Genomic DNA, 12,507 nt, shown 5'->3' with positions numbered 1-12,507 from the left:
AAATGCAGCAAAAAACATTCCTCAAAGTCGTGACTTTGGAATCATATACAATCTTTTCCAGAGAAAGCATAATAATTCTGGCAGTCTGTTTCGATGTCGATAATCGATAAAGAGGAGTGTGAGCCCATGTCCAAACCCATTCTTATTCTAACCGGTGACGGAGCTGAGGTTTTAGAAGTCTATTATCCGTATTATCGCGTGTTGGAGGAAGGCTACGAGGCCGTTATCGCTTCCCCGCAGAAAAAAGTGCTGCACACTGTCGTTCATGATTTTATCGAAGGCTGGGATACCTATACGGAAAAACCAGCGCATTTGCTCGCCTCCCATATCGGCTTCGCCGACGTGAACCCCGCCGACTACGCAGCGCTAATTATTCCGGGCGGCAGAGCGCCGGAGTATATTCGCCAGGATGCGGAGCTGCCGCGCATCGTTCAGCATTTCCTTGACGCAGACAAGCCGGTAGGTGCGATTTGTCATGGCGCTCAAGTATTCTTGGCACTGCCAGACACCGGTTACTTCAAGGGACGCACCTTGACGGCCTATAACGCCTGCAAGCTAGAAGTTGAACGGCTAGGCGCAACTTATGCTGAAGATACGCTTCACGTAGACGGCAAGCTCGTTAGCGGCCATGCTTGGCCGGATTTGCCCGGCTTCATGCGCGAGTTTCTGAAGCTTGTCCGCGAGGAGAATGCAGGCAAAGAGAGTGATAGCGAGGCGTTATCGCTGTAGCTTAAATTTCCGCCGTACCGCATAATAAACGGCAGCCTGGGCGATGAGCGTATGCTCGATTTAGATCGCCCCTAGCTGCCGTTAGCCGTTGATAGAAATAGATTAACAGATGCATGTCTTCTTTTTGCTGCCGATTCTGCCCATCGTCTCGATTTTCTCGATATAGGCTTTCGCCAGCGGCACTTTGCAGGCTGTATCGCCAACATCGACATGTACTTTGCCGATCGCTTCACCGACCGCCTTCGCTTGGTCCGTCAGTTCCCTAACATAAGCGCCTACCGAAATAACGAACTGATTCATCGTATAGCGCACACGGTTCCGTTCGGTATGGATGGAGGCATGTACTCTAGCCAAATATGCCCGGATTTCTTCGATATCAAGCTCTTCGTCCGGTGTAATCGATACATAGTTGGAGTAGGTGCTCCAGCCGCATACCGCAATCATTTCTTCCTGTGATTCGATCCATTCAATTGCGAGCTCATGGGCATATGCGCTTTCCGCGGCTACACCTGCCACCGTATACTCAGCAAGAGAATACCAATAAGCTTTCTCAACCCAGTTTTGAAGTTGAGACTTTGTTATGGTTTTGGGATTCACGGTCAGTCCCGCCAAGTACATCGCGTCGTGGTTCCCCGATTCGTAAAGCTGCAGCGCCAGCTGCTGATCCCTTTTAACAGACTTAACGAGCTTCTTCATATCCCCAATTTTAACGCCGAAGAACGGCTCTTTTGCCCCATGACGTATGTAGGTTTTTTTCGTTTGTTCCGTTCCCATTCCAGCTAATGCTTCCAATACCTCTTCGTATGTCATTAGGTTTCGAGTCCCCTTCTTCGCCATTGACGAAACAACATAATAATAGTTCGCTTGTCCTTGTTCAGTATATCGGAGAGAGCGCTTTCTCTCAATACAAATGTTCCGGTTAAATCCGTATGTTTTACCAACGAGATGAAAATAATAAAGCTGCCTCAAAACCGTTGCATCCAACGTTTCGAGACAGCTTTTATATTAATCCCCGATTGGGAACCAGTTCGGCGTACGCTCGACGGTTCTCCGTATCGGGTCGGGTTTGTTGAAATTGTTTTCCGAGCCTGGAGCAGACTTGGTTGTGCATGCCCCTTTATGTCCGGCGTTCGTTCCAACTCCATGTCCGGCTATTGGGGATTCTTCCTTGCCGCCAGCATGCTCAAATAAAAGCTGATAATCTCGATTCATAGGCTGCATCATATCCTTTTCTTTGGCTTGCTTCCGTTTCGATCATGTTCAATTGCTCCGTCAGTTCCATAAACCAGGCTTCATCCCACGTCGAAAGCGCAAGATCGATCAGATTGCGGACGGAAGCCTCATCCTGCTCAATTTGCTCCGGCAGTTTTTTCAACCATTTTTCGCGTACGACCGTCGGTTTGCCAATCGAACCTTCGTTATCCGATTTCACCACATTGACCTTCACGATTCCTTGCAGTGCGTCTATTTGCTCAACAAACCCAAATATGAATTCGCCGTTAACCGTTCTCCCCTGTACCCAGTCGCTCACTTCGTATTTCATGACAGCCACCGCCTTAATCAAGAATAGTCAAACTGTAACTTTATTTAGTACTGTAATAATAAAGTACACAGTTGAAGATGTCAAGCGGTTGTGGGGAAAAATTTGAAGAAGTTAAACTTTGAAGTAAGTTAAGCTACGAGAACGTATGCGATAGCAAAATCATTACTGTTGAACACGTATTAACTTGTTAAAATAAAAGATATTCTTTATCATTCTTTATTTACTTGAAAGATCAGAATATAAAAAAGACTGTGGAGGGATTCCTCAACAGCCTAAAATATAATTAATCTGTTATTTAGTTTTTATAAAACAAACATAGAATGGTTCACGGACATACTTAATCACTATTTTTAAATTTAGTTGCATAAATTTTTGTTAAGGCTCGTCATTTTCTGCAGCCCGTAATGGATTTGGAAATAACAGCGGTGTTAGTAGATATGATAATAGTATTAATAAAATATAGGAACCAACACCGCACCAATATAAAAGTCCACCTTGATGTTTTATATGCACTATACTATCCAAGAAAACCCCATAGCCTATTACAATAACGATAGAAAAAAATAGGAAATCCTACGAAACTTATTCCACATCAATTTAGAGTTACAATTATGACAGTTGTAATTCGACAATAGTATGGGATTATACAACAACCTTTTAGAAAGCTTACTATTACACTTCGGACAAATCAGATTATTGAAGCCTATCAAGGCTTTCTCACCTTCTTCCAGGACCTGGTTGTGGCGGCGCAACCTTTGGTTCTTCCTTTGGTTTGACATCAAAAGGATTTACTACATACGCTTGATACGTAAGAGGAGAAATATTACTACGCTGCTCCACAACTCTATATTCGTGCTTCAAACCATCTGAGTCAATATAATAACCAACTATAACTATTGTATAGCCAGCTTTATCTGGTGAGAGTGTTTTATAAATATGGACTGTATAGTCACCGGGGCTATTATAAAATTTACTAAATGTAGTATAAAATCCAACCCCCCCACCTGCTATAAAAGCAGGAATCGCAAATCCCTCAGCAAATCCAACTGCTGATATAATTATTGCAGTTCCATAGTCTACTCCCTTTTCGAAATTGACTTGGGCTTGAGTTATTGTAAACTGCTGATCCTTTCCTTTTTCATATGTTAATCCCATTGCTTTAAGAAAATCATCTCGTTCCATCATCAATGATCCATTTACGTTCTCATAACTACCTCCTGCATTTGTTTTACCTCCATTGAAATAAAATCTATTAGTCACATCTCCAATTGTAATATCTGCATAATTTGATCCAGTTACTATATTCCCTATATAGTTTTTTGCGAAATCCCTTACTTTACCGTATTCATAAATATGACTAATCGGAACAATGCTCCTGCGTTGGCTATTAATAGTGCAATTATTCAATAGTAAAGAGTTCCTCCTTTATTTATAATCATTTCGTTAACTCTTCCGAATACCTTTTTCAACAGCATAAAAAATACCCCCCTAGAATTACATCGGAAAACCCGGAGGTTAGTTCAATGTCTATTCTAGAGGGAGCAATTCAGCTGCACACCAGTTTTTAGGTACCATCTAACATCGGAAACACAGCTCACATGTGCGTTCTGCTATGATTTATACTCTGGTCTGAATCTTCACAGCATGTTTCAAAACATCTCCATCTTTTATCACCCGCAGTTCATCATATCTAATATTTATTACATATCCGTCATTAAAAGATATAAACACATTTGCATCATAATTATTAGTTTTTATCCATTTAATAAACTTAGAACATTGTTCAATCAAAATACTTTCATCCGTGAAAGTAAATTTATTTTCTAATTTAACATAAAAGGTAGCATGTGTTTTAATATCGCTATTTAAATTTGTATAAGAACTACTCTCTGTGAGTTTTTTATTAGTATCCTTCCCTCCCCCGATATGTAGAGTCACCCGTGGATTACCATCAAAAATGCCTCTAATAGCTTCGGATGCTTCATTAGATACAGTGTGTTCTACTTTGGCAACATAATAGTTATCAAATAAATTATTACTATAATCCTCTAACACTTCAAACTGTATACCACTTGGAAGTGTGATAATCGACTTATATTCACCTGTTTTAAAACTGTGAACAGTCGATAACTTATACTCACTAGAAAAATTATAATTAACTTTAGAAAGATACTGCTCAGTCCTTTGTGTAAAATTCGCTCTCCCCCAAGGCGTTCCCTTGAAACTGAAATGTATGCTAACAACCATAGCTAGCATCAACAAAATGAGTACACCAATTATTATTAGTTTGTTTCTTCTAGAGATCATCCGGGCTCTCTCCCTAACAGGATATCAATTCTAAACATATGAAATTTAGCCTGAGTCCCTCTTTTTCTCAACCAATTCATATTATTATAATATTTGTATTCACTATTTAGCTGCGATCGATACGCTGCTTTGGTAAATGCATTATTGTAAAAGAGCGATTCAAATGCATTTGCTGCGGCATTGGGAATCAAGTAGTCATATCTATTAAGAAATCTGTTTAAATCGACACCATAATAAAGTTTACCATCCCCCAGTATATTTACTGAGACCTGAAGACAGTTATTTGTATAGCTTTGTTGATATTCTGTTGATCATAATATTCCCCTGTATATTTAAAGGGATTAGACATTTCTTCTGTCTGGGTTAAAATGTTACCCCAAATGTCATATTCATATTTGTTAATAGTAGCACCAGTACTATCCGTAATCTAGATTACATCCCCATGACCATTGTATGAGTAGTAACCATTTTTCCCGGATGCACTATCTGTTGGGAAAAGCAGCTTTTCACCCCAAAGAAGCATATGGGCTAAGAACCTTCTATCTTTTCATACCTTTAGTAATAAAAAAAAATCCGCCAACTCTCACAGCCAGCGGATTCTTGTTGTTTATTTAAATTTATACGTCCAAAAATGTTCAGTTCCGAAGCGCTCACGGACTTCTTTGCGCTTCCAGTTGTCAGGCCCTTCAAGCTCCTTGATCTGGAACTGCGAGCGGTGCGCAAGCACCGAAGCGATCTTTTGCTCCAAAAAGTTGTTTACATCATTATGAACGTCAGGCTCACCGATATTCTCTACAGTATTTCTCGAGAAGGCCAAGCACAATACCGGCGGACGCTCATTGGCTGGCAACCGGCCCACTGTTCTTACGACGGCAGCGCCTGTCGCATCGTGATCGGGATGGACGCTGTATCCGGGATAGAATGTAATGATAACTTCCGGCGCAACTTCCTTGATCAATGCATCGAGCGTTTCATCCAGCTTGTCCTGATCCTCGAATTCAATCATTTTATCATGAAAGCCAAGCAGCCTTAAATCTTGGATACCAATCGCAAGACAAGACTCCTCCAGCTCCTTCTGGCGGAATTTAGGCAGTGTTACGCGGTTGGCAAAAGGCGGAATTCCCATCGTCCGGCCCATTTCGCCAAGCGTTAAGCAGCCATAGGTGACATGCGCGCCATTCTCGATCGCTTTAGCCAGCGTTCCTGACAGCCCGAAGGCTTCATCGTCCGGATGCGGCAAAATGACGAGAATGCGTTGATACGGTTGAAAAGTTGCCATCGATATGTGCTCCTCTCTTACCTTGTTTCTCTAAAACGGGCTTGGACTTAGCTGTAAAGCAACTACAAGCTTACCCTGACTATCATGACCAGCTAATATGAGCCGTTCTTCATCCAGCTCGTCCCAATGCGTCAATCCTTCGGAATAGATCCAGCCGGTCGCGGCTTTAAGCCCCACTCGATACGGACCTTCTCCTGCAATAGAGCCTGCCGAATAGTGAATAACAGCATTCGTAATAAAAGTAGCCGCCGGATGCTTCGAACTGTCATTATGAGCTGCATAAGCTCCCGATGTCATCTCGACATGTACATATAGCGACTGATCCTTCCAGGCATCGATTCGTTGCTGGACTCTCTTCTGATTAATGAGCTGCATGCCGTTGCTCCTTCCCAAAGCCAATATTGAACGGCGGCCAGAAGGCCGCCGCCTATTTAATTTTCCGTTACCAATTCCACTAAAGTACGCACCATTACACCAGTAGCTCCCTTTGGCTCCCAGCCTCTGCTGCGGTCCAAAAAGGCGGTTCCCGCGATATCCAGATGAACCCAAGGCAGATCCTCAGCAAATGCACCGACAAACAAGCCGCCGGTAATCGTGCCTGCATAGCGGCCCCCGCTGTTTTTCAAATCGGCAGCGTCGCTGTTCAACTGCTTCTTGTATTCCGGATAAGCCGGAAGCTGCCATACCCGCTCGCCGCTCCGCTCCGAAGCCCGCTTCACTTGTTCCATCAGTGCTTCATTGTTCGTTATCGCACCTGTCGCTTCAATGCCAAGCGCAGCCAGAACAGCACCGGTCAGCGTCGCAATATCGACGAGCTTGGTGGCGCCGCGGCGGATTGCTGTCGTCAAGCCATCGCCAAGGACTAGACGTCCTTCTGCATCGGTGTTGACGACTTCAACGGTCAAACCGTTCATCATCTTAATGATATCGCCCGGTTTGAATGCGCGATCTGAAGGCATGTTCTCAGCTGTAGGCACTACCGCGATAATATTAACGGAAGGCTTCAACTCACCGATGACGCGCATCGCGCCCAATACCGCTGCTGCACCGCCCATATCGGAGATCATCTCCTCCATGCCCGCTGCTTTTTTCAGCGAGATGCCGCCCGTATCGAACGTAATGCCCTTGCCGATCAGTCCCCAAGTCTCTGCATCATCGGGAGCTCCTTTATAATGAAGCACGATCATTCGCGGCGGGTGGACGCTACCTTGACCAACGGCGAGCAAGCCGCCCATCCCTTGCTCAAGTGCTGTCCATTCATCGATGATCTCAATATCCAAATCATATTCCCGGGCCAAATCCTCTGCATAGGTAGCTAAGCCTTCTGGAAGAAGACGGTTTCCAGCCATATTCGTTAAATCACGAGCTGCAATAACGCCATCGGCCACCGTATGGCCCAGCGCGATACCGTTCGCCCATTGACGGGCAAAGCTTTCGGGATCAGCAAGTTCAGCTGCTGGAGCAAAGGTTAGCTTCGCAAGCGAATAGCGCTGCTTCTCGTTACGCAGCTCAGGCAGCCTGTCATGCACCGCCAGCCTTAGACCCTCCGTCAACGCCTGGGCTGCAGCTCCCGGCGACAGCTTGCCTGCCAGAATACTTTGCGGCAGCAGCAGCTGTACCGATTGCGCTTTAAGTTTCATAATCGCTTTAGCTGCAACAGCACCTGCTAGCCGCAGTTCGTCAAGCCCTGCCTCCTCGCCTATGCCAACGAATACGATATGGTTGGCCGAATGGAGTCCCAGCGTAGCGAATGTCTCCGCTTGTTCAAGCTCGCCTCTGAACAGCCCTTTTGTTTGAGCGGCGCGTAAAGCGTTGTCGATTTGCGGCTGTACCCATTGCGCAGCCTGATCCTTCAGTTCAGAAGGGCTAATTAGACGAACGATAGCTTCTGCCGAACCGGCCGAAGCCGTTGTCTCATATGTAAATGATGTGCTCATCAAAAATTCCTCTCTTTCAAAAACAAAATCGGGGTGTATACCCCGATTCTAATCGTTTATTCGGTTAATGGCAAATAGATTGTAAACGATGTGCCGCTTCCTTCCAGGCTATCGACACGGATAGAGCCCCCGTGATTGCGGATAATTCGGTAACTTACCGACAGACCCAGACCGGTTCCCGCTTCCTTTGTCGTAAAGAACGGATCAAATAGGCGAGCCAATGTCGCTCTGTCCATTCCTTTGCCGTTGTCTCTTATTGTGATCTCGGCGTTCTGACCGTCGGAACGGGTGATGATATCAATTCTCCCCCTTCGCTGGTCACTGACTTCATCGATGGCGTCTAATGAATTTTTCAAAATGTTCAGAATCACTTGTTTAATTTGCTTGACGTCGATCGATACCATCACTTCGGTATCCTCATCATAGGTTTCAACTTGGAAATGACAATTACGCATTAACGCTTCACTCTCAGAAAGCAATACCACTTCATTAATCAGACGGTTGATCGATACAGACTTTTTCATAGGAGCAGAAGGTTTGGATGAGTTCAGAAATTCATAAATGATATCGTTGGCCCGGTCGATTTCCGCAAGTATAATACGCGCATACTCTTCCTTGCCAAGCTGCATTAAGTAGGGACGGAGAAGCTGGATAAAACCTCTGATGGAGGTTAACGGATTTCTTATTTCATGGGCAATAGCTGCGGACATCCGTCCCAGCATAGCCAGCTTGTCGTTCTGCAGCGCTGTTTGCTCGATTTGTTTGTATTCAGAGACATCCTTGACGTTGATCAAAAAATCGCCTTCCAGCTGATCGCCGTATGTAACGGTGACAAGCAAATGCTTGCCATCCTTGTCCTGAAACTCATAATACCCGCTTCGGCGTAGAAACATTTCCTTGTAAAGCCGCACGATCACTTTCTTGGTGGCCGTACTGAGCTGCCTATGCGTCAAAATTTCATTAAGGTTGCAGCCAATTAGAGTCTTGCGTGGTATATCCAGCATCTTTGCCATTTGAACGTTGATAAAAGATAGAATTCCATCGCTGTCAAACAACGCAATGCCGTTATCCATATGCTGCAACACATTTTCATATTTATTTTTAACCATTTCGAACGAACGATTGGAACGAAACAGCATTTCGCGCATTTCGGTAAAACGCTGTTCCGACGATTTTTCCGGAATACCATGCAAACGCAGAGTGACGATTACTTCAATCAGAAAAATAAAAGAACGATTATAAAGCTGGATCGCTTCGTCGGAATCGACATTCGCCACGATGATTAGCATGCACTCTTCATGTATAGCGATAACTTCCTCTGGATGCATGCCATGCAAATCAGTACCGAGCTCCGATGCCTTGTAAAGGGACACTTCTTTTCCACTTTTAACATATTCGGCAAGCGCCGGGAAATAGCGCTTTCGAATCAGCTGCATCATAAACTCCTCCCCGGCAAATCTGTAGACATCATTGCAAATATTTATTTAATCATAAATTTTGTTAACAATAGATGTCAATCGGAAACTTTGTCGAAATATGGTTATGATAGAAATAGATGGGTGACATTTTTCCTGTGACTGTACACCTATACTAGACTTAAAGGGTACTAGGAATGTTTCGTTATAAAGGAAATTTCCCCCTGCAAGCCTAATATTTTTTACAATTTCATGCTACGCGACTCTTTCTCCATTGCCATGTTGACGGCCTTTTCCCTTACGTTCGTTATCCGAGTTTTTACCGTTTTTGCCGCTCCCTCTACTATGCCCCTTGTCCTGATCTTCTCTCTTATCCTTTTGTTTGCCCTTGTCTTTCCCATTGCCCGTGTTCCAGTCGTGATCGCCGCTCCTGCTCCCCCGGACCTCTTTATCCTTTTTATCACGCTTGTGCCCATCCCAGGTCCGGTGATCGCCTCTGGTTTTACCTTCGCGTTCTTTGCCGGATCCTCCTGCTTTATGCCTGTCCTTTTGTTCCTTCCAGTCACTTTTTTTGTCTGGTTCCTTTGGCTTATTCGGTTTATGCGGCGTTTCCGGCTTGCGCACAGGTGATTTGCCGGGCGTAGCAGACGGCTTACCCGGTTTGTTCGTAATCGTTGCGGTCGCCTGCTTACCGCCGTCGGTTGCTGGTTTGACCGGAATTGGCACTGTATTTCCCTTGTCTTTCTTTGCCGCATTCTCCTGCTTCTCTTTGTCCACAAGCTCCTTCAGCTTTTCTTTGCTTGTATGATCGGACTGCTCGACAATCGTATTCACCCCGCCGATCGGCTCTGTCACCTTATCGATGGACTGCTGCTTTAAGGACTCTATTGGTATCGCATAGCCTTCTGCCTTTGCCATCAAATAGACGGCCATCTTTCCTGAGGAGATTCCATTAATAGCCGCCTCATCGCGGAGTTCGACTGGAATCGACAGCGCCGTAATCGTAGTTTTCGTATCGAGCGTCAATTGGCTTATCATTCGTTTGATCGCTTGGTCGACTTGCAGTGCCAAAGCAGCTTCAAAATCGGGACCAACACTCGGATTCAGGAGCAAACTTGTAATAACGATATCTTTCTCCGAGCCGCTCAAATAATGGGCTCCCGCAATATTTTGCATAATCGAATCGGCAACCTGTTCGATCGGCTTGCCCTTAAAAGCTATATTTTCAATGATTTTATTGCCATCTTCATTCAGAGCACGCAGTTCCCACACTTTTTTCTTCGCATCAACACCGATTTCGATACTCGGATTGATATCCATGCTGACATAAGCGACAACAGGATGACTATCGCTTTGGACGAAAAAGAGGATCGGCAGGATGAGCAGGATGATCGCGGCTGCAGCTCCAGCGTACCAGTAGCTGCGCTTTCTTCTCGGCTTATGAGCGGCAACACCGGTGCCCGCCCCTGTATTCGCTTCGAAGAGAATCTCTTCGCCAATCTGGACTTTCTCCTTCAGCGGGATAGATACGAATCTGCCGTCCGCTGTCATCAAGACTGCCTGTTTCCCGTTTACTTGCATTACGACACCGCGATTCATCTTCCCGCCTCCTCACTCATATCTCTCTCTTGTCCCGGTATGTTCAAATAATCGTATAAATAGGGATACGACCCTTGTAATAAAAAAGAAACTGCAATTATATATTTCCGATTGCGTTCGACGGTTTTTCGCGATACGCCACAAAGCTCTGTCAGCTCTTTGACCGGAAGCTTGCCGCTTGCGCGAAGATGCTCGAACAGATGCGTTTCGCCTGCAAGCGTAGAGGCAATGCCGAGCAGCATTTGCCTGGAATCTGCATGCTTGGGCGAGCTGTCTACCAGTTCCATGAATGAGATGCCGAAGCTTTCAAGCTCCTTGCTATATTCATGAATTTCCATCTTCCGCTCATCGGAAGCGAGCTTCAGTTCATAGGCTTGCAAAGCCTGTCTTGTCTCAATCGGATTGTAGGTCTGATCATCCTCATCCTGCATCTCGAAAGAGCTGTATGGCAACGATTGGGTATGCCTTTGCTCCTTGCGCACGAAGTCGATCAGCCGGCGTCTCATGACCGTCTCGGCAAAGCCAAGAAAGGATCGGCCAGATTCCGTTGAGAACTGATTAATCGCTTCATTAAAAGCCGTCAAGGCAATGCTGAATTCATCATCCCTTGTCGGGTCTACATACCGTTTACAGAACCGGCTGGTTACTTTGGCGATATACGGTCTGTAATCGGAAATAAATTGCTCCCGCAAGCTGTCATCGCCTTGCCTAATCTGAGTCACAATGGCTTCAGGAGCTTTATTTTGTTTCATATTTGCCGATTTCGGAGAAGCGGTCTTTCCGAAAAACCGTTTGAACAATAAGAGTAGCAAACCGCTCCACCTCTCTGTTATATGTATCGATAACGTTTTATGGATTTAGGGGGTAATATATTAAATTTATGAGAATAGGCTTAAACGGACATTTGCCGCCTCGCGGCGGCAAATGAAAAGCCTCCCGTAAAAGGAGGCATCACAGGTCAATCAACAACATTAAACAGAAGTTCTTCTCTGCCTCAACTTATTGCGTCTGCCGTTTAAGGTGCCTAACCGTTTCTTCAATTGGTCTTGCCATTCCATATCGCCGATCTGTCCTGCAAAGCTCAGCAAATCCAGCGCCATATCAATCTGGCTAAGCACGACGTCCATTGGATCCTCGTTCTCGTGATTGACGCAGTTTTCCAGCAGCGCTTTGTTTTCCTGTTCAACATACTCTTGAAAATCCACTTCCGCGGCGCCGTCGCCGTGCGCGTATTCTGCTAATATTTCATATTCGTTCTCGATGAGATAATGAATTTCTACCCGGTGACACACCGGACAGAACATAATAGGCACATTATGGATATGGGTCCGAAAATGCTTTAACGTTCCCTTCGTGCCGATCATACTTGCACCGCAGCAGAAGCTCATTGACGGCTCCCTCCTTATACGCCTGCCTGCATAACGCCGGCGAACGATAATGATTCGTTTCAATAAACTTATTCGAGGCCGGAGGTCGAAATTCCTGCTTTACAAGCACATTTACCCGGATAAGGTCTAGTAAAACCAAAAAAAAGCCCGTGCCGGAAGGCACGGGCTTTCTCTTCAAATCTTACTTCGCAGTCAAATGCTGTTGGCCTGGTTTCCAGTTCATTGGGCACAGACCGCCGGATTGCAAAGCTTGCAGTACGCGAAGCGTTTCATCAACGCTGCGGCCTACGTCGTTGTGGTTAACAACTTG

13 protein-coding genes and 1 pseudogene are annotated in these 12,507 nt (G+C 45.2%); 1 reads left to right on the top strand and 13 read right to left on the bottom strand.

The annotated features are described in order from the left end of the window. Window positions 1-126 precede the first annotated feature (126 nt). Window positions 127-729: a DJ-1/PfpI family protein gene (locus tag IEX98_RS18620; RefSeq protein WP_188890700.1), complete on the top strand. Its 603-nt coding sequence runs from the start codon at window positions 127-129 to the stop codon at window positions 727-729. 102 nt (window positions 730-831) lie between these two features. On the opposite strand, the gene IEX98_RS18615 is transcribed toward IEX98_RS18620, so the two are convergent. From IEX98_RS18615 to IEX98_RS29235, 13 genes and pseudogenes are all read right to left on the bottom strand, one after another. Then, window positions 832-1,539 carry a DNA alkylation repair protein gene (locus IEX98_RS18615; RefSeq protein ID WP_188890699.1) on the bottom strand — a complete coding sequence of 236 codons (708 nt, stop codon included), beginning with the start codon at window positions 1,537-1,539 and terminating at the stop codon, window positions 832-834. Window positions 1,540-1,734: 195 nt separating this feature from the next. Next, the gene (locus IEX98_RS18610; protein ID WP_188890698.1) at window positions 1,735-1,941 is read right to left on the bottom strand and encodes a hypothetical protein; all 207 of its coding nucleotides are present in this window, start codon (window positions 1,939-1,941) and stop codon (window positions 1,735-1,737) included. After that, window positions 1,913-2,272, bottom strand: a complete 360-nt coding sequence (locus IEX98_RS18605) for an IDEAL domain-containing protein (protein ID WP_188890697.1) — start codon at window positions 2,270-2,272, stop codon at window positions 1,913-1,915. The genes IEX98_RS18610 and IEX98_RS18605 overlap by 29 nt, the downstream gene beginning before the upstream one ends. 717 nt (window positions 2,273-2,989) lie before the next feature. Next, window positions 2,990-3,679: a hypothetical protein gene (locus IEX98_RS18600; protein WP_188890696.1), complete on the bottom strand. Its 690-nt coding sequence runs from the start codon at window positions 3,677-3,679 to the stop codon at window positions 2,990-2,992. 210 nt (window positions 3,680-3,889) lie between these two features. Beyond that, window positions 3,890-4,579 (bottom strand): hypothetical protein, encoded by a 690-nt coding sequence (locus IEX98_RS18595; RefSeq protein WP_188890695.1) that lies wholly within the window; start codon window positions 4,577-4,579, stop codon window positions 3,890-3,892. A gap of 607 nt (window positions 4,580-5,186) precedes the next feature. Then, window positions 5,187-5,858: a bacillithiol biosynthesis deacetylase BshB2 gene (gene bshB2, locus IEX98_RS18590; protein WP_188890694.1), complete on the bottom strand. Its 672-nt coding sequence runs from the start codon at window positions 5,856-5,858 to the stop codon at window positions 5,187-5,189. A gap of 30 nt (window positions 5,859-5,888) precedes the next feature. Next, complete coding sequence (locus IEX98_RS18585; RefSeq protein ID WP_188890693.1) at window positions 5,889-6,233, bottom strand: YojF family protein; 345 nt, start codon at window positions 6,231-6,233, stop codon at window positions 5,889-5,891. A 56-nt stretch (window positions 6,234-6,289) separates the two neighbouring features. Next, on the bottom strand, window positions 6,290-7,795 hold the full coding sequence (locus IEX98_RS18580; protein ID WP_188890692.1) for a leucyl aminopeptidase: 1,506 nt from the start codon (window positions 7,793-7,795) through the stop codon (window positions 6,290-6,292). A gap of 56 nt (window positions 7,796-7,851) precedes the next feature. Next, on the bottom strand, window positions 7,852-9,231 hold the full coding sequence (locus IEX98_RS18575; RefSeq protein ID WP_188890799.1) for an ATP-binding protein: 1,380 nt from the start codon (window positions 9,229-9,231) through the stop codon (window positions 7,852-7,854). Between the two features lie 234 nt (window positions 9,232-9,465). Then, window positions 9,466-10,809 (bottom strand): anti-sigma-I factor RsgI family protein, encoded by a 1,344-nt coding sequence (locus IEX98_RS18570; RefSeq protein WP_188890691.1) that lies wholly within the window; start codon window positions 10,807-10,809, stop codon window positions 9,466-9,468. Beyond that, window positions 10,806-11,621 carry an RNA polymerase sigma factor SigI gene (gene sigI, locus IEX98_RS18565; protein ID WP_188890690.1) on the bottom strand — a complete coding sequence of 272 codons (816 nt, stop codon included), beginning with the start codon at window positions 11,619-11,621 and terminating at the stop codon, window positions 10,806-10,808. The genes IEX98_RS18570 and sigI overlap by 4 nt, the downstream gene beginning before the upstream one ends. 159 nt (window positions 11,622-11,780) lie before the next feature. After that, window positions 11,781-12,197, bottom strand: coding sequence for a hypothetical protein (locus tag IEX98_RS18560; protein WP_188890689.1), 417 nt, complete (start codon window positions 12,195-12,197; stop codon window positions 11,781-11,783). Between the two features lie 181 nt (window positions 12,198-12,378). Further along, window positions 12,379-12,507: pseudogene (locus tag IEX98_RS29235) on the bottom strand (peroxiredoxin); the annotation flags it as partial.

The organism is Paenibacillus radicis (ex Gao et al. 2016) (assembly GCF_014641555.1).
Classification (GTDB): Bacteria; Bacillota; Bacilli; order Paenibacillales; family Paenibacillaceae; genus Pristimantibacillus; species Pristimantibacillus radicis.
Note: the sequence above shows the minus strand (reverse complement) of the source record. Positions and strands in the feature narration are given on the sequence as shown.

Bases quoted from the DNA above. Each gene is read 5' to 3' on its own strand.
- bshB2 (WP_188890694.1), bottom strand. From the start codon at position 5,858: ATGGCAACTTTTCAACCGTATCAACGCATTCTCGTCATTTTGCCGCAT.
- IEX98_RS18585 (WP_188890693.1), bottom strand. From the start codon at position 6,233: ATGCAGCTCATTAATCAGAAGAGAGTCCAGCAACGAATCGATGCCTGG.
- IEX98_RS18575 (WP_188890799.1), bottom strand. From the start codon at position 9,231: ATGCAGCTGATTCGAAAGCGCTATTTCCCGGCGCTTGCCGAATATGTT.
- IEX98_RS18595 (WP_188890695.1), bottom strand. From the start codon at position 4,579: ATGATCTCTAGAAGAAACAAACTAATAATAATTGGTGTACTCATTTTG.
- IEX98_RS18615 (WP_188890699.1), bottom strand. From the start codon at position 1,539: ATGACATACGAAGAGGTATTGGAAGCATTAGCTGGAATGGGAACGGAA.
- IEX98_RS18605 (WP_188890697.1), bottom strand. From the start codon at position 2,272: ATGAAATACGAAGTGAGCGACTGGGTACAGGGGAGAACGGTTAACGGC.
- IEX98_RS18620 (WP_188890700.1), top strand. From the start codon at position 127: ATGTCCAAACCCATTCTTATTCTAACCGGTGACGGAGCTGAGGTTTTA.
- IEX98_RS18610 (WP_188890698.1), bottom strand. From the start codon at position 1,941: ATGAATCGAGATTATCAGCTTTTATTTGAGCATGCTGGCGGCAAGGAA.
- IEX98_RS18560 (WP_188890689.1), bottom strand. From the start codon at position 12,197: ATGAGCTTCTGCTGCGGTGCAAGTATGATCGGCACGAAGGGAACGTTA.
- IEX98_RS18570 (WP_188890691.1), bottom strand. From the start codon at position 10,809: ATGAATCGCGGTGTCGTAATGCAAGTAAACGGGAAACAGGCAGTCTTG.
- IEX98_RS18580 (WP_188890692.1), bottom strand. From the start codon at position 7,795: ATGAGCACATCATTTACATATGAGACAACGGCTTCGGCCGGTTCGGCA.